The sequence below is a fragment of the Paenibacillus tepidiphilus genome (assembly GCF_008635795.1).
GTDB lineage: Bacteria > Bacillota > Bacilli > Paenibacillales > Paenibacillaceae > Paenibacillus_AQ > Paenibacillus_AQ tepidiphilus.
On the sequence record NZ_VWRQ01000007.1, the window covers coordinates 160,802 to 187,064 of the forward strand.

Genomic DNA, 26,263 nt, shown 5'->3' on the forward strand with positions numbered 1-26,263 from the left:
TCCCTTGTTTTCTACATCCCTATTGTATAAAGAAAGCGCTGACAGACGCGAGTGGAATACGTTTACATTCAGTATCTTTCCTTTACCTTTCTTCAATTTGTTTTAGGATAATTGTAATGTAAGATCAATTAAGCTGACCAGTACCTGCTCAGGTGTACCTTGAAAAGGTACAAAAAAAAGATTACCCCTTCTCCGCAGCCGCGGTTCAGGGATAATCTGTTGGATATGAAGCAGGGATGTTCGCGTTTAAGGTGAAGCGGGGCTAGGTCCCCCGCACTCGCTTACTGGTAAGCAAGATTCTGATCCAATTGCCCCTGCAGCTGAACAAGCTTCATCAAGACTACGGCTGCATCCGCCCGGGTAACAGTTTTCTGCGGCTGGAAAGCGCCGGCTTCACCCTGCAGCAAGCCCAACTTGAGCGAAAGAGCCACCGCCCCTTTATTCTTGATCGAGGCATTGTCGCTGAACGCCGCCACTGCGGGATCGTTCTGCAGGAAGCCCGCCAGCTTGTCGTATTTGAGCGTTGCGGCCAGATATGCCGCCAGCTCATCCCGGGACAACTTCTGCTTCAGCTGAAGAGTCGCGTCCGAATCAATCCAGCCCAGCTCTGCCGCATATCTAACTGTGTTATAATCTTCATCCTCCGGATTGACGCCGGCGATTGCCTTCTCATTGGAAGAAGAGTATGAAGCATAATAAGGCACTGCCGATTTAACGGCCATGGCGAGCCACTCGACGACGGTGATCTCTTGATCCGGATAAATTTTGCCGCTTTCATCCGGAACGAGCACTCCGAACTTGACCAGTTCTGTCAGCTGCTCCTGGGCCGGATGGCCTTTAAGGTCAGCTACATCTGCTGCCTTCACCGTGCCCGGATTCATTTCATACGTTTGGATCCACTTACCGGTGACTGCATCCAGTGTAAGGTGAACGGGCGCTTCATCCTTCGTCTTGGCTGCGTAAACCAGCTTGGTCTCCGGCTTGATATACGTACTGGAAGTGTAGTAACCGCCGTAAGTACCATATTTTAATTCAACCGTATATTGGTCCAGATAGCTCTTCGCAGCCGCAGCCTTGGCGATGGTAGGCTTCAAATTATCAGGTATCTTCTCCATAGCGCCGTTGCCCGTGGCGTAATACGTGGACAGGTTACCGTAGATATCCAGATTCAGCGAAATATTGATGCCGTTAACAGGCACGCCCTGATGGTAGGGGATGAATTGGTAGCTGTAGCCGCGTCCCTCCGGAACCACGCTGTTCTCTTCACCGTTCCAGACCAGCTTCAGATTACCGCTCGCATTGTCATAGAGAGCGTCGATTAAGGTAAGGGCACGCTGCTTGGCCGCTGCCGGACTCAGCTTCTTGGCGCCTGCGGCAGCAGGCTGTACTTCAGACTTCTCGGCGGAGAATTCTTCCTGATTATACTGTGTAACCTCTCCGGTGGTGGCATTAACCCGGGCGGTAGAACGGGACGGGAAATATCCGCCTGCACGGTTCGTGGGGTTCTCCCAGACCAGATACCAGGACTTGTCTCCGGGACTCTGCGAATCGTTGTTCAGCATTTGGCTCGTAAGCTTACGGTCTGCCGGAATGGCCGCCACCTTCTTCACAGCCGCAGCCGCCTGTTCTGCGGTCAGCTCCTTGCTCCCGCCCGCCTTTTGAAACGGAGCTTTGCTCTTAGGCACCGCTTCATAAGCAGGAATTGCCGATTCAAGCTCCTTGCCTTCGTTGCTGAGGCGCTTACCGTTCACGGCGCTGATGTCATTCATGGAGCCTTCCGCCGGTTTCCATGCCAGAATCCATTGTTCCAGCTTGTTATGACGGTAAATGGGAGTATAGGACAGCTCCAGATCAAACCCCTTGGTTAAAATCTGCACTGCCGCCTCTTTGGAGATGGAAGGCGTAGCTGAAGGGTAGACAAGATCATTATAAGGCTTGGTGAATGAAAGAATCTCACCGTTGCCGCTAACGCTGACGGAAATCTGATCTCTATTGGATGGCAATCCGTTCTTCAGCAGCGTAAATATGTAATAATACTGAATCGGGCCAAACAGGGCACTGTCTGCACTCACAATCTGCTCATCGGTGATCTTGATATCTCCGCTCTTCACTGAAGGTGCTGCCTCCAGGATAAAGGCTCTGGCAATTTTCTCGCCTTCCTCCCGGCTGATCTTAGGAGGGTAGTAGCTACTGGCCGGCTCCAGGATCTCAGAGGATATGTACGCGCTTACGATATCCCCGTTCACAGCGTTCACCTGACTGGAGAACCCGTGGCTGCCATTGCCCCGTTGCACGGACCAATTGATCGTCCACACCAGCTCGTTCTCATTTACCGGATAACTGTGCGTATTCCCCAGCTGAACCCCGCTTACATCCGCTTCCTCCAGCAGGGGGAAGAGCTTGCGGACCTTGGCCACCGCCTGCTCCTCGGTAATCTTGATCTTGCTGGCGGCATCTGCAGACAATGCGGCGGATGCATTGCTGGTCGCCTGGGGAGCACTAGACGCCCCAGCTGTAACCACTGCAGAGGCAGAAGCACTGCCACTGACGACCGAGTCGGCAGCGGCCGCAGGACCTGCGGGCAGCAGCAGCGGCAAAGACACAGCCGCAACCAGTGCGGCTTTCAACGGACGGCGAAGGACAACGTTGCCGTTATAATTACTCAACATATCATCTCCTACAATTTATTGAAGTGTTTTGGTCTCATACGCCAGAATCTGGAATCGGTTTCATTGAAATTTTCCAGTAACTACTTTATTGTATTCAGGTTTGCATTTATTTTCCATTTTTAAATTAGTGCAGGGAAATTAATAAGGCTGCAAGCCATGACCCAAGAGAACATTTGGACTTCCGGCCGCTGCCCGGCCGCAGGCAGATTTCCTGGTTTATAGTGGGTTGCAGTTTCGGCGTCCGTTTTAGCCTAGCCTCAGGTCATACTCAGGCCAAACCTTAGGTCAAACCTTGGGTCAAACCTTAGGTCAAGCCTTGGGTCAAGCCTTGGGTCAAACCTCAGGCTAAATCCAATCGCTCACTGCCTTAGTTGGATTTTCGCACACTATTTCGGCCTAGATCACGGATTTCAGCAATCTAAATGGATTATCGCCACTTAATTGGCTCGATGTTGAATAAATTGCTAATTTTCTTCTATATTAGGTGGCGGATATCCAACTAGATCTGTGATTACCTCGATACAGGCGGAATTAAGTGGCGATTTTCCAACTGCAGTCTGCGAGCTGACGCTGCCTTTCGTTCATCATAACTATATAGAGGTGGCAGCTAGCGAATTCTACAGCAGCCAGCGCATTCTACAGCAGCCAGCGGTATTCATCCGGAAATGAGGGAACGGCAGCGGACAGAACGACCCTCGGAAAAGCGGTTGTGTTCGTCTTGTGTCAGGTTGTCACCTCTAAGCGGAGCGTCCGCCTAAGCGTAATCCTTGGCTAAAAAAACAAAGCTGTCCCAAGCAGCCTTTTTCATGGCTTATGGGACAGCTCTTCTGTAAATAACGGAGCCTCAAGGCTTAGCCGCTACCGGCTTATTCACCGGCAATGCCGGAACGCTCGACGCTCTCCACGAAGTGGCGCTGCACGAGCAGATACAGGATCAGGATCGGCAGGATGGTCAGAATACAGCCGGCCATTACCTGGTTCAATCCGGTCGGCGCCATGCCGATGGAGCCTGAGGTCATCTGCGACATCGTCTCCGCCGCCTGGTTGTTCGTTCCGTAGAACATCGCCAGCCGCTGCGACAGATTATAGAAATTCGGCGTCGTCAGGAACGTATTCGGCTCAAAGCTGTCGTTCCAGTGCCACACCACCGAGAAGAGAAAGACCACCAGCATCGCCGGCTTGGCGAGCGGGAACATGATCTTCCAGTAGGTTCTGAACGGGCCGGCACCGTCGATGCGCGCCGCTTCTTCCAGCACATTCGGCATTCTCCGGTAGAACTGGATGAAGATCAGCACGAAGAGCGCGCCCTTGAGGCCGTGGCCGAACATGGATGGAACGACAAACGGCAGATGCGTGTTAATCCAGCCCAGATCGCTGAAGAACAGGTACAGCGGAACCACAATCGTCTGCGGCGGAACCAGAAAGGTGAACAGGAGCAGCACAAAGCATAGGGTATATCCTGGAAAACGGTATCTGGCAAAGCCGTAGCCGATCAGCGAACAGCTTAGAATCTGCAGCACCGCGCTTCCGAAGGAAATAATCGCGCTGTTGGTGAAGCCGCCCCAGAAATTGAGCGATTGCCAGGCCAGGCTGTAATTATGAAAGCTCAGCGCCTTGGGAATCCACTGCACCGTGGCATCCGCCACATCCTGCGCCTGCATCATCGACTTGGATAACATGTAGAGGAGCGGGTACAGGAAGACGAAAGACAGACTGAGTATAACCAGATAGTAAAAGGTTACATGTATAACCTGAAGGGTGCGTTTCAACCAGTGGTCCAGCTTGCCGCTTTCCTTCAGCCGGGCCGGCAGAGCCTGAAGCCCGGCTGACTGCGCCGATCTCAGGCTTTCTTCCTTAAGCATGTCTATTTCCTCCCTTCAGTGTTATTGAGTGATTTGCGGAACAGCAGGAACACTAACCCCAGAATCAGGAAGATAAAGATAAAATAAATCCAGCCCATTGCCGATCCATAGCCGAAGTCATTGGTCTTGAAGACGACATTGAGGATATGGCTCATCATCTGATTGTCCGCCTTGGTGAAGGAGCTGACGATGCTGAACAAGGTGTTTACCAGCATCATGGGCATGATCATCGGAAAGGTGATCTTCCAGAAGCTTTCCCAGGCTGTAGCCCCATCGCATTTGGCCGCTTCATACAGCGATATGGATATTGTCTGCAGTCCCGCCAGGAAGATGAGAATCTGCACGCCCGAATCCCACATGACCAGCGTCAGGGATTCCGCATATTTCAGCAGAATCTCCAGGATATCGCCCGGGATGAAGGCGTTGAGCTTGTTGTATAAATTTTGATTATAAAAGATCGGAAGATTGGCCGCCCCCTGATCCATCAGCTTGCTGAGGATAGCTCCGGAGGCGATAATAACCGGCAGAAAGAACACGCCGCGGAAAAACGTCTTGCCCACCAGCTTGCGGTTCAGCAGAATGGCGCAGAACAACGAGAAAATCAGGATCAGCGGAACCTGTGTCAATGTAGAAACCATGGTATCCTTCAGCAGCGGCAGGAAATTGACATCCGTCGTAAACGCCGCCCGGAAATGCTCCGTCCCGACAAAGGTAGCGATCAGGCCGTCCTTGCTGACCTGCAGCGCATGAAAGGAATAATACAGCGAGCGGCCCAGCGGAATGGCCATAAAGAGCAGGAATCCGATCAGCCACAGGGAGATAAAGCCATACCCCTCCATGACACTGCGGCTCCGCATCGACAATTTAACTTTTTTCACTTCGTCATCCTCCTGTCACCGCGTAGCCGTAGGCTGCGACGTTCACTCCGTCAGCTTCCACCGCAGCAGCATTATAGTTCACAATAATGCTTACGCCGCTAGCGTAGGTGGTGCGGAAGACCTTGGGGGCCAATTCCTCATGGTTGGTCATTTGCTGGCCCGCGATGCTGTCATACACATCCTTCAGCTCCAGATAGCTTTGGGCCGAAGGGGTCAGCCAATCCTCAAGACCGGAGGAGAACAGCCGGGTCTCCAGCGTCCGCTGCAGATCGCTAGTAGGCGCATAGGTAAGCTCATAGCTCGGGAGCGCTCCGTACTCCAGCGCGCGCAGCATCTGGCCGCGTGAATCGTCGAACAGATTAACCGGCCCCGAGGTATACGGCAGCAGCCCATGCAGGGCAAGCTGATAAAACGGAATGGCGCGGTCGGTATACACGAACCCGCTGGAATCCAGCGGAACGCCGTCGATCCGGTCCGCATAGCCGAGCGAATAGGCATAGCCGTAGTCAACGGCTGTGTTCAACTCCGCCTTGCGGTATTGGTCCAGCACGCTCAGATAAGCATTCTCCGTTTGCTTGCGGTCTGTAGCTGAATTGTTGTCTTCATCGGAATACAGCAGGCTGCCGAAATGCTCGAACTGCACGCCAGCAACGCCCAGCTTGGCGTAGCTGTCCAGTTCCGCTGTGCCGCGCTTCTCAACAACTGCCGGCTTCAACAGGTAGAAGTAGTTATCCGTGTTCCACCCGCTGGATAAGTAGTAGATGTACTGCTTCAGGACCTCGCGGTTGATGCCGCGCACCGCCTCCTTGCCCGCATTGACGCCGTTGCTGTCCTGATAAGGCTTCACATAATTCGCCTTCAGGTACAGATTGACACCTTTGCCGGCGGCGTATTCGGCCAGCTCCTTCAGAGCCTTCCCGCCGCCCAGATGCTTGTCGGCCGGGAAATGATCCGGCTGGTTGCCGTACCGGCCGTTCTTGGCCCAGCCGGATACTGTAATCTCCAGGCGGTTGACGCCTGCGGCCTGGTACTGGTCGATCATCTCCCTGATTTGTGCGAAGGTAGTCATTTCAATAAAGGTCGTGCCGAGCACCTCATCGCGGGAAACGCCGCCCAGCACCTGCAGATACAGCGGAGTCTCGCCGGATTCGGCTTGCTGGACCTTCTGCTCTTCCAGCAGATAGTTGCGGTATTCCTTCGCCATACCGACATAACCGGCGGCTTCGCCTTGCAGCAGCACATAGCGCACCTTCCGCTCCGATTGGATCATCTCCCCCTGGTAATAGGGAATCTGTCCGGAATTGCCGACAAAGATGACATCATCCTTGCGCAGTGTGAACTCGGTCGAAGCCCGGTAAAGCGAGATGGCGCGGATGCCGGAGGGCACACCGTTGATCTTCGCATCGGTATCGCCCTCTGTGACGATACCCAGGTAGCCGGTGCCCTCATGGTACATCCCGAATACCGGCAGGGCGACCGCTTTCTTCAGCGGCTCCGCCTTCAGCCAGTAGCTGTCGTCGATCTCATGATTCTGCTTGACGAAGGTTTCGTCTCCGCCGTAAATATACTCGGAATACCCCTTCAAATAAGCAGGATGATCCGGACGGAACTCCAGCAGCGTCCCGGAGCCGTCGGGGAGCATCATCGCCCCTTGCTGATCTTCTCTGGCCGCATGAAAGAACGGCAGTACCTCCAGACTCGTGAACTTCGCATTGCCTTCTTCCCGCAAATATTCCTGGGGTATGGAGGCCTCGAACCCGTTGCCGGTTAACCGGTATTCCAGCGCGAACCCTAATTTCAGGCTCTCGAAAGCATATTCGGCGCGGACAACCTCCGGCTCGATGGTCACCTTTACGCTGGAATCCTCGTCTTTCAGCGGATAGATCTGGGTAATATCCGCCCCTTGCGTATAACGGGCATAGATCGGAGCCGCCGTATATTTCAGCGTATTAGGCATGGCCGTCTTCTCCAGCTGCGGAGAGCCCAGCCATTCAGCGCCCGTTGCTTTATCTTCAATCCGCAGATTCCCGGTCTTCTCGTCTACATAGAGGATATATTGCTCATTCTCCAGCGCCTTTGTTCCCGGTTCCACGGGCCGCAGCTCCTTCGGTGCAGCTCCCGCACCTCCAGCCGCTTCCTGGGCCACGGGCGCAGGGCTCTCCGGCGCTGCAGCCGGGGCTGCCTCGGAGACTGCCGGAGCCGCCGGGGCTTCCGTTGTCTCCGCAGTGTTTCCCTCCGCCGCAGCGGGCTGCGCTGCGGACGGGGCAGCCGAAGGATCAGCGGAGCCGCGGACCGGCCGGACATTCACGGCTGCCAGCAGGATCACCAGTGCGAGCAAGAGGATGCCTCGCCATTTTTTATTCCATCTCATTATGTTCCTTCCCCTCCTTACGCGCGGAGCCGCAGCTCTTTGAGCATATCGACAATAAATGAAACGAACTGATTGGAAATGCCGAACAGCAGAATGCCGACAAACCAGATAATTCCGACGCCGATAATGCTGATGACCGTGATGAAGACTACCTTCCGCAGCTCGAAGTCATGCAGAATCTTAATCTTCAGCAGGATCAGCCAGGCGACCCACAGAATGATGAACTGCTGCAGCAGCTTGAAGGTTGAAGCTTCATCCAGCGACAGCACGAGCGTCAGCAGAGTAACCGGAATCATAAACAGCATATACGGAGCCAGGGCAAACGCACTGCCGACAAAGATTTCCTTGAATTTGCCTTCGCCGTCCATAATCGTGCTGACGCCCCAGTTCGATATGCACCAGGTCAGCCAGGGCACGACAAGCCAGATGAATTCATGGAAGGCGGAAATTTCATGCGGTTCACGGTTCTGAAAGGCATAGCCGGTAATCAGAATGGAGATCATTTTCGCCGCAAAGGTCAACAGGACGATGAGCACGCCCTGGAACCAGGCGATCCGCTGCCTGCCCTGGATATCATGGTAGAACTGATAGGGGTGGGCAACCACCTGATGGATCATCCGCAACGTGTCCATTTACATTTCCCCCTTTGCCGTCTTCGGTTTTACCGGCCGGTGTCTGTACATCCATGCAATAAATTTGCGGTAGGCTTTCGGCACTCCCCAATACAGCAGCAGGAACAGTACGATCGCCCCGGCAAAAAACCAGGTGAAATGCTCGCGGATGAACAGCTTGCGGTACTCGCGGAAAGCGGAAGAATAATCATATTTGGAGCCCGACAGCTTGAAATAGCCCATGGCTTCCTTATACTTCTCCGCTTTATACAGCGCCTTGCCGATGGCCTGATAGGCCATTTCGTAGTTGGAGTTCTGCCGCAGCACCTCATGCCACAGCACTTCCGCTTCGTCGTATCGGCCATCCACATACAGAAGCGAGGCCTCATGAACCAGCTCTGCGAACGGCGTGGCCCGGAACCGGTCGATCCGGCCGCGGCCCTTATCCACCACGTAAATCATCCCGTCGGAGGTCTGATCCACCGCCGAAGGCGTCACGAAGAGGCCGTTCTGCTCCCCGATTCCCCCGAAGCTGAAGAGTGAGTTCCCCAGCTTGTCGTACTGAAATATTTTGCCTGATTGCAGGTCAAGCGCAGTGATGAAGCCGTTCTTGTCGACGCTGATGCCCATGAAGGACGCCATGCTGAACGGACCATCCGTGTAATAATTGCCGTAGCGGCGCTGGCCTACGTTCAGCGTGTCCACGCCAACCGGCGACAGACGCTTGATCTGATTCGTCTCTTCGCCCAGCGTGGTGCTGTAAATGAACCCTTCCTCGTCAAGGTCCACATTGGAGAATTCCGACGGACGGACCGTCGCCATCTGGCTCTGCTGCTCCTTGGTCGCAACCAGCTTGATCAGCACCCGGGTCCAGGAGAAGCCCACATGATTCGCACCGTAGAAGCCCTTGAACTTGCCGGCGGAGTCAATCTGCATCAGCCCCTGTGTATTCCCGTCGCTGACCACATACATGTAATCGCGCTTGTCGACGACAAGCTTGGAGGGCGAATACGAGAAATTGGCCCCGAGCAGAGTGCTGTCCGGCTTCGGAAATTCCTTGGCATACTTGCCGTCCGCACCGAAAACAGCAATCCGCTGGTTCTTCGTATCAGCCACGTAGACTGTGCCGTCCGGCTTGACAAAGATCCCTTTCGGCTCCTGCAGCTTTCCGGCGCCCTCTAAATCGCCGATGATGCCCAGGACAGCGCCGTCTCTGTCCATATGAATTATCCGGCTGTTGCCTGTATCCACGACATAAAGCGTGTCGTCGGCGCCGATGAACAGCGATTCGGGGTTCTTGAGCACCCCGGTCTCCGTGCCGCTCGGATCAATGGATGAATCATATAGATACCCGTTAATCGAGCTGACCTCGCTGCCGGACTGGCTCCAGGCGTACCCTCTGTATGGGGCATCGGCCGACGCTCTTCCGGAGAGCGCGAAGAACGGCAAGACAAGGGCGATAATCAGTACGCCGGCCAGCGTCCTGCGCGTTCGCTTGCTTCTAGTCATCATGTCGCCCCCTATTCCTTCAGCCCGGAATGGGCCATTGTCTGCAGCACCATCCGCTGGGTAATAACAAAGACAAGTATGGTCGGGATAATCATCAGGAAGCTGGCCGCCGCCAGCGTCCCGACCCGGGCCACGACGCCGACACCTCCGCTGATGGTCTGGATCGCCAGCGGCAGCGTCTTCATCTCCTGGACCGTGGTGTATACCATCGAAGGATACGGATCGTTCCAGGCGGAAATAAAGCTGAAGAGCGCGAAGGTGGCAATGGCCGGCTTCAGCATCGGCATAACGATCACCCAGAACACCCTCCATTCAGAAGCCCCGTCGATCCTCGCCGCTTCCAGCAGCGCGTCGGGCAGCTGGCGCAGAAACTGCGTCATCAGGAACATGCCCATTGGCGCTGCCAGGTACGGAAGGATCATCGCCCAGTACGTATTCATCAGTCCGCTGCGGCTGATCAGCAAATACTGCGGAATCTGCAGGACCAGCGGCGAGAACATCAGCGCAGCTACGATCATGTTAAAGATAAAGCTGCGGAACGGCATATTATGCTTCGCCAGCGGGTAGGCGGCCATCGCCGAAATCACAACCCCGCCCAGCACAATGCCGCTGGTGACAATGATGCTGTTGAAGATAAACCGGGAGAACGGCACCGCCGAGGTTCCGGTAATCAGCAGCAGGTCGCGGAAATTGATCAGTGTCGGATTGACCACGAAGAAGCGCGGCGGAAACAGGAACAGCTCGCTGGTCGGCTTAAGTGCCGTGACCGCCATGTAAATGAGCGGCAGCAGCATCAGCAGGCCGAACACAGTCAGGAACAGATAGAGAAAGATGCCCCCGAAGTCGATGCGCCGTAATTTGATTTTGTGCATGCTAATCCCTCCCCAGCACTCTGAAGATGAGGCGGTTCAGCCCGAACATCAGGAAGAACAGCAGCACGGCGATGGCCGAGGCGTAACCCATTTCAAAGCGGGTAAATGCATAATCGAACAGATGCGCCATAATGGTATGGCCCGCGTACAGCGGACTCGGGAACCCGACCAGCCGCATGCTGACATCGAATACGGTAAGCGAGCTGACCACCTGCATCACCGCTCCGAACAGGAGCTGCGGCTTTACGGAAGGAACCGTAATGTACCACAGCTGCTGCCAGCGGTACTTAATACCGTCGATGGAGCCCGCTTCGTACAGATCGCCGGGCACATTCTGCAGCCCGGCCAAGAAGGCCAGGAAGCCTACGCCCATATTCATCCACAGCGAGACGATGATGATCACCGGCACGATGGAATCCACATTTTGCAGAAACAGATACGGCTCATTCAGAATGCCGAGCTGGATCAGCCAATGATTAAGCAGGCCCTTGCGGTCGCCGGCGAAGAAATACAGCCAGACTACCGACATCGCCACGGCACTGGTGATCGACGGCAGGTAGAAGCACAATGTGTAGAAGAAACGGAATCTCTGCGGAATCTGGCTGATCAGCCAGGCCAGCAGAAAGGCCAGAATATAGCCGACCGGCCCGGTGATGAAGGCGAACTTCAAGGTGATTCCGACTGCCTGCAGAAAGATGTCATCATCCACAAACAGCAGCTTGTAGTTGGAGAACCCGATAAACCGCGGGGTCTCAATGATGTTGTAATAGGAGAAGCTCAGCACAACCGACATAATAATCGGCACAATCGTAAAGATGGTAAATAAGATCAGGAAAGGCGCCAGAAAATAATAGGAAACCTTATTCTTCTTGATCTCGCTCCACAGCCGGGCCCATTTGCCCGGCTCTGCAGCCGGCAGTCCGGGATGCCCGCTCTCTGCAGGCACGATGATTTCACTGCTCATTCCTGTCCTCCTTCCCCGCTACCGCCGGAAGTTCCGGTGATGTCCAGACCGAACTCCTCGCGCTTCTTGTTAAGCTCCTTGTTGATCTCGCGCACACCCTGCTCCATCGCTTCACGCGGATATTTGCCGTTCAGCACGATCTCATTCCAGATGTTGGCGATGTAACGGGTAGTATAATAACCCCCAAGCACGACTTCGCGCTCCTTGAACCAGTCCCACTGCTCCAGGATGGCGTCGATATCGTTCTGCTGCCAGGGCAGACGCTGCAGCGCTTCAATGTTGGCGGTATTCCAGCGCGCTTCCACGCCGAGCAGCGATTCCAGCTCCGAGCCGAAATTCTCCTGCGCATCGGCGCCGGTCCACCATTTCAGGAATTCCCATGACTCCTGCTGCATGTCGGAGTCCTTGAAGATCATGGCCGTCTGGGCCAGCCCGCCCGTGGAACGGTTAATGCGGCCGTCATCCTGCTCAATGCCCGGCATCGGCTTCATGCCCCACCAGCCCGTCAGCTCCGGAGCAGCGGTGGACAGCAGAATATAGGTGGAATAGTCGGCTACCCCGATCGGCATTTCGCCCGAACGGAACCGGTTATAGAAATCCGCCTGCTTCTGCAGCTTGTAATTCGTAAAGAGGCCGGTCCATGTCTTCATGGCGGTCAGCGCCTCCGGCGAATCCAGATCGGATTGCGTGCCGTTGTTCTTATAGAAATCGCCCCCGTACTGGAACAGGAACGGCGCGAATTCGTTGATCGCAAGCGACGGATTATTCGGAGCATGCGGGTAGTAGAAGTCCATACCATTCTGCTGCAGCACAGGAATCAACTGCATAACTTCTTCCCACGTGTCGGGAATGTCATCTTCGCTTATGCCGAGCTGCTCCATAATATCCTTCCGGTAAAAGAGCATGCTGAAGTTCTGGTTCTCCGGCAGCGCATAATCGCCGCCGCCGTATTTATACGGAATCAGCGCACCTTCTCTGAAACGTCCTGCCACTTCCGTATAATCCGTGAACTGGTTCAGATTAACGAGTGAGTTACGGACGGCGAAATCAATCGGGACTTCGCCCTCGACGCCCAGCGCCACATCGGGTGCAAGTCCGGCCGTACTGGCCAGCAGCAGAATCTGCTTCTGGTCTGCGGCAACGGTCGGTATTACATTCACATTGACCTTGATTCCCGTATTCGGTGTGAAATCCTCATCAACCATCTGCTTGATAATCTCTGCCCAGTCGCGGCCGCGCGAGATCCATACATCAAGCACCTTGTCATCCTCATAGGTGTTGCCGATGCCGCTGTAATCCTTGGTGAACGAGCTGAAGAAGTCGTAGCTCATCGTCCCGACCCGCGTGTACCACGGTGCTGCAGCTTTGGGCCACGGCCGGTCCTCCGATTTCACTTCGATATAGTCCATGACAATGCTCTGCTTCATGAGGCCATTGACCCAGATGCCCAGCGATGACTGCAGATCGGTAAACTGCGTGAGACGGGCCGGGATGGATGATGTGTTCTCAGCCATCTCCAGGAAGCGGTCGCGCGCTTCATAGAGCGTGCTCAGCTCCGAGCTTCCCTGCTCCACGCCGAAGTCATACATTCCCTGCACGACCTCGTCCAGCGTCCGCGCCATAATGTGCAGCCTCGGCACCAGGTTGGTAATATTCTGCTCCAGCTTCCAGTCGCCGTTCGGGTCTGGATTCGTGCCGGTAACCTGGGTAATCTCGCGCGCAAGCAGCGACATCTTCTGTGTCGTGTTCAGGACCGATTCGATCAGCGGACCGACACTGGATACCTGAACCTCCATGCGCAGCGTGTGTTTGCCCTTCTCCAGGTAGAAGTAGTAGGCGCCCTCTTCATTGCCGAGCTTATTGACCTGCCACTCCGCCTTATAAGGGAACTTCAGCGCGTTCATCTCCTGGAACGGCACTTCGCCGTCGATCATAAGACGCCGTTCAACGGGAATGCCGTTCAGGAACCATTGCCCGTAACGGATTCCGATATTATAAAGCCCGCTCTCCGGAACCTCGAAGCTCCATTCGGACCATTGTCCGCCGGTTCGCCAGCCTACGCCGCCGAAGCTGTTCAGCACAATCGCGTTCTTGTCGAACGGCTCGGTGAGCGGCTCGCGGTCTTCGATCCGCTTCAGGGTCGGATCAGAGCGCAGCGTCGCCGTTTCCGCCTGAATCTTGATGGATTGGTCCTGCACAGGCTTGTAGCCGAGTGTCTCATACTGCTGCTGCAATTCTGCATAGGTTGGCAGGGTCTGCGGCGAGAACACCCGAATTTCCCGGATGGCCGCAGGCTCACGGATGGCCTCAAGCCGCAGCGTATGCTCGCCCTTGGTCAAATAGAAGCGGAAGGGCTCGCCCGTACGCGCTTCGGCATCGCGAAACTCCCGGTATTGCCAGCCGCTGACCTCCTCGCGCTTCGGGTTGAATTCATTGCCCTGATTATCGCGCCATGGCTCCCCGCTTTCCTGCCACATCCGCTGAAACTCCATTTTCTTCACCTGCGAGAACAGGTACTCCCCGTCAACCTTAAGGCTGCGGATAATCGAGGAGCGCTTGCCGGGAAGGGCGTAATACTCCATGCCCATCTGATAGAAGCCGTCGGCCGGTACCGTGAAGCGGTACTCTGCCCAGCTCTCTTCGTTATTCAGCGCCAATGCCGGCTCTGTCTTGTCTCCAAGGCCGTTCATCACTTCCGTTCCCGCCGGGCTGACCGCGGAGAAATCCGCAGCCGGCAGGGTCAGCGCGAAATCTGCGGCATCCGCCGCCCCTTCCTGCACTCTTGCCTCGTAGTAGCTCGAATAGGACGGCTCCAGCTTCGAATTGACGCTGTCCAGCTCCAGCACGGAGCTCTCATCGATATCGGTGTACTCGGGAATGCCTGCCATGGCCGCAGTGTCGAATCCCCTGGACTCGTTCCACCACACCAGCGAGATCGCCGCAAGTACAAGGATCAACAAACTCACTTTATATTTTCGCAGTATGCGCAACACGCGTTGGTCTCCTCCCATCTTTAGGGGCCTCTTCGGACAGAAGATAAGAGGACAGCTCCGGCTAATGCAAGCTGCCCCCTGGTTTCATTGTCCCTGCTATTCCTGCATCGCTTGTTTAAAGGCGGCAATTTCCTTGGAGGCCTGGGCCATGACATCATCGCCGATTTTTTGGATGACCGTTTTCGAGTCTGTATTCTTCGCCAGAGCATCCCCGATCGCCGTGATGAAGATTTCCCATCCTTTGTTGTCCACCGGAGTCAGATGCTTAATCGGAATATCGTTGCTGAGCTGCTCATACAGCTTGAATTCCTCTTGCCCGCCCAGATATTCATTTTTGGTGTTCGCATACCAGTCAAGACTGGCGATATCCTTGTAGCCCGGTTGAATCGAATGCTTGGTCCAGATCTTCCAGGCGTTCTCGCTTCGCATACTCCACTGAATGTAAGCCCATGCGGCTTCCTTGTTCTTGCTTTGGGCAGGAATGACGAAGCTGGAGCCGCCCATGCCGACATTGATGCCGACCGGCAGGCGGGTCGCTTTCCATTTGCCGGCCAGCTCAGGGAAGGTCTCCTGCAATCCGCGGGCCCCGAAGGAACCCGATACGACGCCGACGAGATCGCCCTTGAGCACCAGCTGCTTGCCTTCATCGGTGGTGTATCCGAGATGAGGCGCCCAGCCCAATTGCTGCCCGCGCTTGGTGATGTCCAGAACCTTGACCATCTTCTCTGTGTTGCGCAGCCAGTTCATGTCCTTATCGAAATAGCCGACTTCATCGCCGGCCCAGACAATCGGACCGTCGCTCCACTCCATGAAATACTTGCCGTTGGCCTTCAATATTTGGACCAGGTTAAGGAAATTCTCTTCATCCTGCATATATTCGCCCAGCTCGGCCGGATCGCTCGGCAAGCCAAGCTCTTCGAAGATGTCTGCGCGGTAGTAGTACACGCCCGGAGTCATGTCCCAAGGCATACCCAGCAGCTCGGAGCTGTCCGGGGTCATCCAGCGTTCCCAGTTGAACGGATGGACCAGATCCTTGTATTTGCCGGCGTTATACGGCTCCTCCAGCAGATTCTCCAGCACATGTCCGGCCATATACCGGTTAAGCTGATACATCTCGACTTCGGCTACATCGGGAGCGCCGCTGCCTGCGGCAATCGTAGTCTGCAGCTTATCATGCAGATCACCGAACGGCATGACTACCGTGTTCAGCTTAATGCCCGGATACTCAGCCATGAAGGCGGCGCCGATCTCGTCGAAGACCGTCTCATTGAAGGCCCATACGGTGACTTCGCCGGTAATATCTTTGCTCGGCAGCTCGTTGGCCGCATTGGCAGCTGTATCCGTGCCGCCTCCGGCCGCCGGATCAGCAGTGGCTTCCGCCGCGCTGTTCGTCGCTGCCGCCGGCTGATCGCTTGTTCCCCCGTTGTTTGCGGAATTTGTAACTGAAGATGTAGCAGGCGCGCTGCTGCAGGCTGACAGCATCATTACAGTGGCCAACAGCATCGGCCATATCACTTTTCCCCTTTTTTGGCCCATCAAACAAACCTCCCCTTAATGTACAAAATTGTGTTATTAGTCTATGGTGAACGAGCAGCCCTCCTGATTCCCCGGTGTTCCTATTTCCCTCCTTCCTTAAGTCTAAACACCGTCACGGAAAATTTCGGAAACACATGCTCCAGACTACCGTCTGTTACAGTTACTTCACTGCTTACAGGAGCCACTTTATCAGGCTCAGTGAAGCTGTTCTCATCGGTGAGCTCAGCGGAAGCAAGAACGATAGCGCTTCCACTCAGCGGCTTGGAGGACATCCCGGCAAAGACAAGGTTCGCCTGAAGCGCCTGTTCGCCGCTGTTCACAACCTTCACAATCACATCCTGTGAGGATAAATCGCGGCTCGCCGTGTAAAAGAGCGGTCCGGCCGAGACCTGATCCTTGATCTCATGCACCAGCTCGCCGTCTAGATAAGCACGGATTGTCGGGCCCGACAGCTCAATGCGGATGTCGTACCACGTGCCGGATGCGATACTCAGCGGAACCGATTGCCCGATGACTGACCGGGAACCGCCGACGGATTTCTCAATCGCACTTTGGGTATTCCCCCAGCCGCCGATATTCCACCAGTAGAAGGTCCCTTCATCCCTGGCTCCGAACATAATGAGCATTCCTTCTGCACCGCCGGTCTTTCTGGCCTTAAGGGTAAGCGTATAGTCCTGCCAGGAAGGATCGCCCGCGACCGCCCGAATATCGGTAGCATTGCCGGTTTGTTTGAACAGTCCGTCTTCATGCTGCCAGTTCTCGCTGTTCAGCTTCCACTCTCCGCTGTCACCCGCGAAATCATCCTTCAGCAGCAGCTTGCTGCCGCTCTTGACCTCTACATCGTCGTATTCAACCTGTGTTGCCCAGGTGCCCAGGCCGACAGCTCCTTGTATAGACGCTTGTGCAGAGTGTGAGACACCATCTTCTTCCATTGTTACAGGAAGTATAACATCTCCTTTATTGCTGCCAAACATCTGCTGCACGTGATAGGACGGTGTACCGTAGCTGGCCGCCGAATTGAATACAATCGCATCGGGATTCCAGGTACGGTCCTTCTCATGTACGAGGAGCGGTGCGTAGGAAGACATTTTGACAATATCGGAATTGCGCTCCATCCCGGCCATAAAAGCAGCCTCACCAATTGCCGCGTTCAGATTGCCCTGGCCCGCACCCTTGGTCACCGCATACTCGCCTACATAAATGCCAGGTCCGCTGCGGTCATAGCTGTCATACCGGTTCGCGTTGGCCATGAACCACTCCGAGGATTCGTAGTAATGCTCATCGACCATTTCGATAGACTCGCCTTCCAGGTTCGCATTGGCGATAATGTTCATGTCCGGGTATTTCGCTTTGATCGCTTCGTAGAACAATCCGTATCGCTTGACATACTCAGCAAGCTGGAAGTTATTCTCATTGCCGATCTCGACATATTTCAGATGAAACGGCTCGGGATGCCCGTTCTCGGCCCGCTTGGCGCCCCACTCGCTGGTTACAGGACCGTTCGCGTATTCAATGGCATCAAGCACATCCTGAATCCACGGCTGGATGTCGCTGAGCGGAACCGTATTGGCTTTCGCAATGGGATCGCCGTCATGGGAGATTCCGATGTAGGCAACATACAGCGGCTCCGCCTGCAGATCCTCGGCCCATTGCAGGTATTCATGAAACCCGAGACCGTCAGTCGAGCGGTAATCCCAATACCCCTGATGCCCCGGGCGCTGCTCCAGCGGACCGATGGTTGTCTTCCAGCGGTAGGCGTCTTTAGGGGTCTTGCCTTCAACAAAGCAGCCTCCCGGAAAACGGACAAACGCCGGCTGCATCGCTTCCACCTTCTCGGCCAAATCCACTCTCAGCCCGTTCTCGCGGTCCTTCCAGGTTGACGGGAACAGCGACACCATATCCAGATATACCGTTCCCTCCGCCGAAGCCGAGAACAGAATGCGCGCATTGGCCGCTGTCCCTGCAGATTCCAGGGTGTAGGTATACCGGTTCCAGCCATCCTTTACGCTGCTGACCGCCTGCGACGCATACACTTCCTTACCGTCCGGGCTTTCAAGCGAGATATTCAGCGGCATTGCCTGCCCCGGCTCCGGTCTGGCATAGAAGGAAAGCTTGTATTGAGCCCCTTTTTCGAGAGCAATTCCCCAATAACCGTTGTTGACCGCCGCCACCCTGCCGCCTTCGGCAGCAGCCGTCACGGTTAAGGCCAATGCCCGGGTCTGTACTTCGTTCAGCAGATGCTCACCGCTCAGCGAGACCCTGCCTTTACTGCCGCCCTGTTCTTCAACCCACCAATTGAATAGAGTATCGGGGCTGTCTTCAAAGGAACGGTTGGAAATCAGCTCCGCATACAAGCCGCCGTCGCCGGCATGATTAATCTCCTCGAAGAAAGCTCCATACAGCAGCGGACTAATCTGTGCGCCCGGATGCTCCGTATCCACGGTCAGCGTATAGGTTGAAGCCTGCCCCGAGCCCTGTTCTGTTACAGGCTGCTCCTGCTTCTTCTCTTCCTCATGCTCCCCAGCCTGTGTAGCAGCGGGTGGTACAGCCTGTTCTTCCCTTGAAGCGCTTACGTAATAGACCGCTCCGCCGACTATAATGAGAAGGATCACCAGCAGCAGCCCTATGTTTCGTTTAAATCTGTTCAGAATTTCTCCCCCTTTGATTTACGCTCTTTTTTCTAAAACAATCGCCCCTCTTACTTTGCATATATGTGAAACCATTCTGGAAAACCTAAATGAATCCGTTTCCATTGATAAAGTAGCATATTAAATTTCACTTGTAAATGAATTAAACTAAACCTTTTTATACTTTACTGAACCTAAAAAAACGTCTCCAGAAAATTCCCCACTAACAATATAGTGTTTTTTAAAACAAAAGCATTGCTAAAATTCATTTAATTTCATATTGATTTAAATTAAAAGAGGTTTTTCAGGCATTTCGCTGCATTTTTTTTCAAAAAAACGCCTTTTACTTTACAAGTCCATGTTTTTCTTCATTAAATTTAAACTGTATTTTTTTTGTGTATTTTTCGTCTAGGCTTGCGTTATTTTACTCCTGCAGCGCAAAAAGCCCTCTTCCGCCGGGCGGGGGGGAAGAGGGCTCATTGTAAAACATGCTGCTCTATTTACGCCACTTCATAAACCTGTGATCCAGCAGATCGACGAGCAGGAACAGCACAAACCCGACGAAGCTGAAGAGCAGAATCCCGGCATACATTTCGGAATAGTCCAGACGCAGCCAGGCATCCATTATGAAGAAGCCCATGCCGTGCTCGGTTCCGTAGATTTCAGTAAAGAACAGCACCGAAATCGCCGTTCCGAGCGAAATGCGGATCGTGCTCAGAATAACAGACAGTGCTCCGGGCAAGGTTACATTCCAGAACTTCTGGGCAGTAGTCGCCCCGATGCTGGTCAGTACATCATAGGTGCTCTCCGGAATGGCCTTGATGCCGTCGCGGACCGAGATAATAATCTGGAACAGCAGGATCAGCGTAATCATCAGCACCTTGGAGGTTTCGCCAAGGCCGAAGAACAGCATGACGACCGGCAGCAGGGCGATCTTCGGAATAGGGTAGGTCAGATAGACTACCGGGTCCAGCACCCGGTTCCAGAACGGCGAGCGGCCCATCAGGAGGCCGATGAGCAGGCCGATTACCAGCGCAAGCACTACGCCCTCGAAGATCCGCAGCAGACTGTAGCCGACATTGAGTGCGACGTCCCTGCCCTCCAGCTCAAACATCGCCCGGTAGACCGGGCCGGGGCTCGGCAGGATCGGATGATGGAGCAGCAGGTAGAGGAGGTACCAAATCAGATTCATGGCCAGAAAAACAAGCAGCAGCCTTGCAATATGCCACAGCCGCCGCTTCATTGCCATTTCTCCTGCATTATTCTGCGGATTCGTCTGCTCTGTTCCGTATATGCGGCGCTGTCCCGCTTGTCCTCATAGTTCAAGCCGAAGACAGCGGAATTATCGAGAATTTCCGGCGCTTCTGCGGCATCCGTCTTGCCTGCTGGCATGACCACAATACGCTGGCCGAGCAGAATGGCCTCCTCCACGTCATGGGTCACGAACAAGGCGGTGGCCGGCTGTTCCTGCCAGTTGCCAAGGAACAGCCGCTGCAGTCCTTCGCGGGTCATGGCGTCAAGCGCCGAGAACGGTTCGTCCAGCAGCAGAATTTCCGGCCGGATCGCGAACGCGCGGGCGATGGCTACCCGTTGCTGCTGGCCGCCGCTGAGCGATAGCGGATACCGGCCCGCCAGCCCGGCAATTCCCATGGCCGTCAGCCATTTGGCAATCTGCGTCTCACGCGCCTCCTTGCCGCCTTCTCCCGCCCGGGCAATCTTGAGCGCGATGTCAATATTGTCGTGAACCGTCTTCCAGGGCAGCAGACCATAGTTCTGCGGCACAAGGCCGATCCGGGTGTTCTTGTCTCGGAGGGGCTTGCCGTTAAAGTGCAGCTTCCCGCCATAACCCGGCAGCAGTCCGGCAATGGCCCGCAGCAGCGTCGATTTGCCGCTGCCGGAAGGGCCGATAACCGTATAAATTCCGAATTCGGGCAGAACCAGATTCAGGTTGCCGAGGACCTGCCGCCCGTTATGGTATGCGACCTGTAATTCTTTAATCTGGAGTCCGTTACTTTCCAAACTGGACATCGGAAATCACTTCTTCAGCCGTAATATCTCGGGTCAGCAGCCCTTTCTCCCGGGCCCATTCAAAGGCTTGCTCCACCTGCTGCACATCCACCTGTGTAGCTGGCTGGTAGTCGGGAACCGTAATTTGCTCCTTCAGCGTGTCCGGATAGCCTACTTCCTTAATGATCAGATCGATATATTCCGACTGGTCATGCGATTTCATGTAAGCTACGGCTTCATCATAAGCCGCATACATATCGCGGATGGCTTGTCCCTTAGCATCAATTACGCTTTGCGGAAAGGCCAGCACGAACGGATTGATTCCCGCACTGTTGGTGCTGCCCAGCACGCGCAGACCGGATTCCGTGCCCATGGTAACGTAAGGCTCGGGCAGCACGGCGGCATCGGCCTTCTGATTCTTCAGCAGCTCCAGACGGGTTGGAATTTGCGGCACTTCCGTTATCGTAATATCGTCTTCGGTCAGACCGGCCTGCTTCAGCATCGTAGCCATTGTATATTGGGTCGATGTATTTTTGGAAAGAATGACTGTCTTGCCCTTCAGATCCTTGACCTCCTGAATGTCGTCATTGCCGGTCAGCAGACTGAAATGCCCCTTGGTCGTACTGGTAATCTTCACATTCAGATCCGCTTCGTTATAAATCGAAATGGCCACCAGATCGGCGCTGATGCCATCGACCTTTCCGGCCTGGAAAGCCACATCGCGGTCCTTGGCGCTCTTGAAATTCTGGATATCCAGATTGACATTATGCTTCAGGTCGAGGCCCTGTTCATGGGCAATGATAAAAGGAATGGCATCGATCGACGGCAGCAGCCCGAGCGTCACCACAGCCGGCTCTGCCGGGGGCTCTTCATTTCCGCCGCTTCCGCCGGCTGCTTCCGTAGTGCCGGACCCGGTGGAATTCCCCGCATTAGCCGCCGAATTGCCGGCATTGTTGGCCGCTCCGCAGCCCACCGCAAGCAAGCTCAGTGCTGCAAGCAGCATGGCCAGTATAACCAGTTGTTTCCCGTTTCTTCTCTTCATAAATCCCGTTGCCTCCATCTCTTCCATACATTGTACGCTGCCGCCGCAGCTGCAGCTCTCTCCTTCGTTTCCGGTTCACGCTTCCTGCCGCTGCCCGCCTTTTGAGACTTGCGCATTAATTCACAAAGGGGGATACGGCCGTAGCATACGCCCCCGGAAACCTTAAGTACTGCAATTTTACACCCATCGCTCGATTTTGTATATTTATAAATTTAGATAAAAACAAAGAAGCTGTCCCATAAAGCCATTTATGGCTAAGGGACAGCTCAACCTGTAAGGTATAAAATCTACTGCTGCCGATCGGGCAGCGGCACTTCCATTTCAATCGAAGTATACGGCTTCCCATCCGGGCCGCCTGCAACATTGAAGGTAAGCTTGAGGACATCCGCCGCGGGATCAAGCGGCTCGAATAGCTGATGCTGCTTGCTGCCCTCCTCTGTCTCCGGCTCACCCAGACCGCCAAGCCTCTGATAGACGCGTCCCTGATCATCCGTCGCGTCCGACATATCGAAATCATCCGGATGCACAAATGTATTCGAGATATCCTCGCTCTTGGGCCGGAGATGGTAGAACACCTGTGTCGTTACGGGCGTCACGACAACCTTGTCCACCACAAATCCCCGCTGCTCCAATGCCTGTGGCATTTCCGGCTTCTCGATGACAGTCATATTGGCTTCGATTTTCTCTAAAGGCACTTCGAAATGGAAGGGTTGTTCAAACCCTTCTACCGTCAATGAAAGCTGGAGTGGAGCTTGGTCGGACTGTTCCGATTGCAGCAAATGATTTATGCTTACGAGCACGTAGTCATCTCCAGCCGGCCTCCAGGACGGCAACAGCTCCTGATCCTGTAAATGCGCCTCCACCCAAGTCAATTCTCCTTGTCTGGGGTCCCGCAAATCTTGGCTATAGAAGCTTCCTTCACTCTCCCGGTGAACCTCTAACACAATTCTTGTCCCGTCATAGATCACATTACGGACGCTGATTGTGGTATCCCCGCGCGTCTCGGTAAGTTCGAGCGGCTGCACCAGGCCCTGTTCCTCCGCTGCCTGAAGGCCCTTGTCCCCATACTGGGAGAACAGGCTTCCGAGCACCGGAACCGTCCGCATGGAATCGGCGAATGCCGGTGAGATGTAACCCAGCCCGAGCATTCCCGCTCCAAGCAGCAGCAAGCTGGCCGCAGTGACAGCTGCCCAGCGCAGCAGCCGCCGGGCCTTGCTGCGGCCGGCCGAGCGGGTCCGCTGATCAAGCCTGCGACCCCGCCCGGCGCTTACCGGTAAGGCCGCTGCTTCAGCCCGGATTCTCCCGAATGTCTCCTCCAGCCTGAACTCCACGATCTCAGGGATGTCTATCTTCAAGTCCTTCTCCGGCCGGAGCATCTCCAGCCGATCAACGACATTGTCTGGCTTCATGAGTCCCTCTCCCTTCACTATTCGGCTCCAACCAGCTTCTCAGCCGGGTCTTACTCCGCTGCAGGCGCATCTTGACCGCTCCTTCGCTAATCCCGAGAATCGCGGCAGCATCTGCAATCTTCATATCTTCCAAATAGACGAGCAGCACAACCAGCCGCAGCGGCTCCTCCAGTTGATCAATGGCTTCCCTTAGCTCTACATCCCGGTAAGCCGAGCTGTCTGCAGCCGTCTCGGGCAGTGCACCAGGCAGAGATTGACGCACTCTCATGCGTATAATCGTATTACATTCATTAATAAGAATCCTGTACAGCCATGTCTTGACATATTGCAGATCTCTAAGCGAGCAGATCGACTGGTAGGCCTTTAGGATCGTTTCCTGTAGGGCATCCGCACATTCCTCATCGCCTTTCAGAATCGTTCTGGCGGTTCTGTAGAGCGGCCCTTTAAGCATCTGAATCAGCTCAACAAAGGCTTCTGCATCTCCTTGTCTGGCTAAACCCGCGAGCTTCGTCAGCTCTATAGTTTTTGACGATCCGACATCTGCTGGCCGGCTATTTTCCATGTTCATTGATCCCTCCCAGAAGGCCCGGGCCTTCCCGTGTTTCCTTAACAGTCGACATATATTAGACATGTCTGGCAGCATAAAAGTAACATGAGTAGACGAAATATTACACAGAAACCCATTACAGTGTCTCGCGCAGACATTGTAATGGGTGTTCCCGGGGTGAAACCACTACATATATTTTCCGTAATCCTTGATCTTGACCTTGGCATGGCACTTTACCTCAACCTCAGGGTACATTTCCCGCCAATCCATGTCCTCCCAGGCCTTATAAGACAGGCTGTTGCGGACATATTGCCCGAGCCCCAGCGCATCCGTCTTCTTCTGCTGCATCTGCCGGATCAGTTGCTCCGCCTTGTCTTCAATGGAAAGGGCAACCTCCTTCTCCAGCTCATGGCGGTCTGCCTCCTCCTTCAAGGTACGCTGCCCGGTATAATCCAGCACGGAGCCTTGAAGGGATACGTATAAATCAACTTTAAAGCGCCCGTCCGGCAAGCGGTGTACCTTCACCTTGCGTTTGCTGGTAACTGAACTGAATACGGCCACTTCACGCTTGCCGCTTTGTCCCTCCAGGTCTAAAGCGGCTTCCCCGCGTTTCAGCTTGCCGCGGCAAAGCGCAAAGATCAGTCCCTCTTTGACCGGAACTCTCATGACCATGCGGTCGCCCGCAAACAATGCAATTCCGCTCACGCGCACTTTATCGCTTCCGTCCGATACAATCGGAGCAATGACATCAATACCGTCATCGTTATAATCTCTGGAGAACTCATACAGCGTTGTAGCCGGTATATTGTTGCCTGACGCTTCCTTTTCAAGCAAATGGGTAATATACCGTCCCGTATCCGCATGAGGCTTGTGTTCCGCAGCAAGCAGTTCGCCGGCTTTGCCGTCCACTATGGTTAATTTCACGCTGAATCCGACAGAGGGGTCACGCAGCTGGGTTTCGACGTATTTCCACAGCCCCTTTTCTGCCAGGTCCATGCCGAACAGCAGCTCCCGCATTTGTCCGCTGACCACACGCAGATCGGTCTGTCTGGAGAAGACCAGCCTCGCCTCCTTGACGCTATCCGTTTCCGCCTGCAGAATCTCCCTGTGCTCCTCCGTGTTCGGATCGATGACCGGAATGCTGGCCGTTACCAGCAGTTTTCCACCTTCGGTAGAATCAAACGCTGCAGTCTGCACCATCCCGAGCCGGTCCAGAATCCGCTGGTCCGTGCTGCAGCCGGTAAGCAGCAGCACCAGTGCCAGCATGGCCGCTATTCGCTTAACCATCCCGCTTCTCTCCTTTCTTCTGAATAAGAAGCAGCGTAATCAACAGCAGCGGCAGTCCGAAGGCGATGCCGATAGTCACATTGCCCAGGAAGCCAATCCAGGTATTGACCTCATCAATCGTTTTGGGGATAAAGGAAATACTATAAGTGATGCCGAGCAGCATGAAGGTGAGCACCTGCTGCTTCAGCCGCGGAAGGATTCTTCGGGCCGTCTCAAGCGCTCCCCACCAATACATCACCGCGGTGATCAGCACGAGGAACAGAAAAAATCCGTAGAGCAGATTCTCCAGCCTCTCCACAAAGGGAAACTGGATATACGCCAATATATCCAGCAAGGGATACAGCAATTGTTTGAGCTGGTCCTGGCTGAAAATACCGAAGCTGATCAGCCCCAGATTGATATAGCTAAAGGACAGATAAGCATTTCCCGCCTGGATGGCCGCCATGCTGCCTTTGGCTTTACTGATGTAAGGAAACAACAGCAGCGACATCTCATAGCCGAGAAAAGCGCCATACACCTCCAGCCCCCCCTTGATTTGATCATGTCCGCCCTGCAAAATAAACGGGGTCAGCCGCACCCAATTAAAGTCCGGCAGCACCCACAGCAGCAGCAAATACATCCACAGAGTAATCCAGAAGAACATGGTCGCTGCCCGGGAAATCGCATAAATTCCTTTGATGATCAGCATAAAGGCCAGCAGGTCGAACATCAGCTTAAATACCATCGGATTGGTCGTCGGAAAGGCCAGCATTTGAAACAGCAGCACATACTTCTTGCCGATGACACAGCCGAACAGCATCCATACCGTAATCAGAGCTGCATAAAGCGGATACAGCAGCAGCTTCGGCACGGATTGCTCCAGAATGTCAAAGACTGAACGCCCCTTGCCCAGCCTGTACACACAGGAGATCAGATAAATATTGAAGGAAACCAGCAGGAAGCAGGGAATGAGGAACAGCCAGCCGTTGGTGCCGAAATAATCAGCCAGCGTTCTCGGCAGTGTAAAAACTACGATCCCGACTTGGCTCATATAGACAAGCACGGCTAAATTAAAGGGCCGGATCTTTTCGGTCATGGTG

At 54.5% G+C, this 26,263-nt stretch carries 18 protein-coding genes; all 18 read right to left on the reverse strand.

The features are described 5' to 3' along the window. Positions 1-281: 281 nt before the first annotated feature. The 18 genes from F1379_RS11460 to F1379_RS11545 all read right to left on the reverse strand — a co-directional run bounded on the left by F1379_RS11460 (position 282) and on the right by F1379_RS11545 (position 26,259). Positions 282-2,666, reverse strand: coding sequence for a YcdB/YcdC domain-containing protein (locus F1379_RS11460; protein ID WP_162551126.1), 2,385 nt, complete (start codon positions 2,664-2,666; stop codon positions 282-284). An 869-nt stretch (positions 2,667-3,535) separates the two neighbouring features. Further along, a complete protein-coding gene (locus F1379_RS11465; RefSeq protein ID WP_150269585.1) occupies positions 3,536-4,531 on the reverse strand; it encodes a carbohydrate ABC transporter permease in 996 nt (331 codons plus the stop codon). 2 nt (positions 4,532-4,533) lie between these two features. Next, positions 4,534-5,409, reverse strand: a complete 876-nt coding sequence (locus F1379_RS11470; protein ID WP_150269587.1) for a carbohydrate ABC transporter permease — start codon at positions 5,407-5,409, stop codon at positions 4,534-4,536. 4 nt (positions 5,410-5,413) lie between these two features. Then, positions 5,414-7,780 carry a DUF5696 domain-containing protein gene (locus F1379_RS11475; protein ID WP_150269589.1) on the reverse strand — a complete coding sequence of 789 codons (2,367 nt, stop codon included), beginning with the start codon at positions 7,778-7,780 and terminating at the stop codon, positions 5,414-5,416. 17 nt (positions 7,781-7,797) lie between these two features. Beyond that, on the reverse strand, positions 7,798-8,412 hold the full coding sequence (locus tag F1379_RS11480) for a YIP1 family protein (RefSeq protein ID WP_150269591.1): 615 nt from the start codon (positions 8,410-8,412) through the stop codon (positions 7,798-7,800). Beyond that, positions 8,413-9,900: a hypothetical protein gene (locus F1379_RS11485; RefSeq protein ID WP_162551127.1), complete on the reverse strand. Its 1,488-nt coding sequence runs from the start codon at positions 9,898-9,900 to the stop codon at positions 8,413-8,415. An 11-nt stretch (positions 9,901-9,911) separates the two neighbouring features. Further along, the gene (locus tag F1379_RS11490) at positions 9,912-10,772 is read right to left on the reverse strand and encodes a carbohydrate ABC transporter permease (protein WP_150269595.1); all 861 of its coding nucleotides are present in this window, start codon (positions 10,770-10,772) and stop codon (positions 9,912-9,914) included. Between the two features lies 1 nt (position 10,773). Next, a complete protein-coding gene (locus F1379_RS11495) occupies positions 10,774-11,736 on the reverse strand; it encodes a carbohydrate ABC transporter permease (protein ID WP_150269597.1) in 963 nt (320 codons plus the stop codon). After that, positions 11,733-14,729, reverse strand: a complete 2,997-nt coding sequence (locus F1379_RS11500) for an extracellular solute-binding protein (protein WP_162551128.1) — start codon at positions 14,727-14,729, stop codon at positions 11,733-11,735. Before F1379_RS11500 ends, F1379_RS11495 begins: the two co-directional genes overlap by 4 nt. A gap of 96 nt (positions 14,730-14,825) precedes the next feature. Beyond that, positions 14,826-16,265 carry an ABC transporter substrate-binding protein gene (locus F1379_RS11505; protein WP_150269601.1) on the reverse strand — a complete coding sequence of 480 codons (1,440 nt, stop codon included), beginning with the start codon at positions 16,263-16,265 and terminating at the stop codon, positions 14,826-14,828. A gap of 80 nt (positions 16,266-16,345) precedes the next feature. Continuing rightward, on the reverse strand, positions 16,346-18,877 hold the full coding sequence (locus F1379_RS11510) for an alpha-L-arabinofuranosidase C-terminal domain-containing protein (protein WP_150269603.1): 2,532 nt from the start codon (positions 18,875-18,877) through the stop codon (positions 16,346-16,348). Between the two features lie 511 nt (positions 18,878-19,388). After that, positions 19,389-20,135 (reverse strand): ABC transporter permease, encoded by a 747-nt coding sequence (locus F1379_RS11515; RefSeq protein WP_239004637.1) that lies wholly within the window; start codon positions 20,133-20,135, stop codon positions 19,389-19,391. After that, complete coding sequence (locus F1379_RS11520) at positions 20,132-20,920, reverse strand: ABC transporter ATP-binding protein (RefSeq protein WP_150269607.1); 789 nt, start codon at positions 20,918-20,920, stop codon at positions 20,132-20,134. Before F1379_RS11520 ends, F1379_RS11515 begins: the two co-directional genes overlap by 4 nt. Next, positions 20,901-21,941: an ABC transporter substrate-binding protein gene (locus F1379_RS11525; protein ID WP_239004638.1), complete on the reverse strand. Its 1,041-nt coding sequence runs from the start codon at positions 21,939-21,941 to the stop codon at positions 20,901-20,903. Before F1379_RS11525 ends, F1379_RS11520 begins: the two co-directional genes overlap by 20 nt. A gap of 287 nt (positions 21,942-22,228) precedes the next feature. Beyond that, positions 22,229-23,350, reverse strand: a complete 1,122-nt coding sequence (locus tag F1379_RS11530) for a DUF4179 domain-containing protein (RefSeq protein ID WP_150269609.1) — start codon at positions 23,348-23,350, stop codon at positions 22,229-22,231. Then, entirely contained in the window at positions 23,328-23,918 is a 591-nt protein-coding gene (locus F1379_RS11535) for an RNA polymerase sigma factor (protein WP_162551129.1), read from the reverse strand. Before F1379_RS11535 ends, F1379_RS11530 begins: the two co-directional genes overlap by 23 nt. Before the next feature lie 165 nt (positions 23,919-24,083). Continuing rightward, positions 24,084-25,184: a Ger(x)C family spore germination protein gene (locus tag F1379_RS11540; protein ID WP_150269614.1), complete on the reverse strand. Its 1,101-nt coding sequence runs from the start codon at positions 25,182-25,184 to the stop codon at positions 24,084-24,086. Then, on the reverse strand, positions 25,177-26,259 hold the full coding sequence (locus F1379_RS11545; RefSeq protein WP_150269616.1) for a GerAB/ArcD/ProY family transporter: 1,083 nt from the start codon (positions 26,257-26,259) through the stop codon (positions 25,177-25,179). Before F1379_RS11545 ends, F1379_RS11540 begins: the two co-directional genes overlap by 8 nt. Positions 26,260-26,263: the final 4 nt, after the last annotated feature.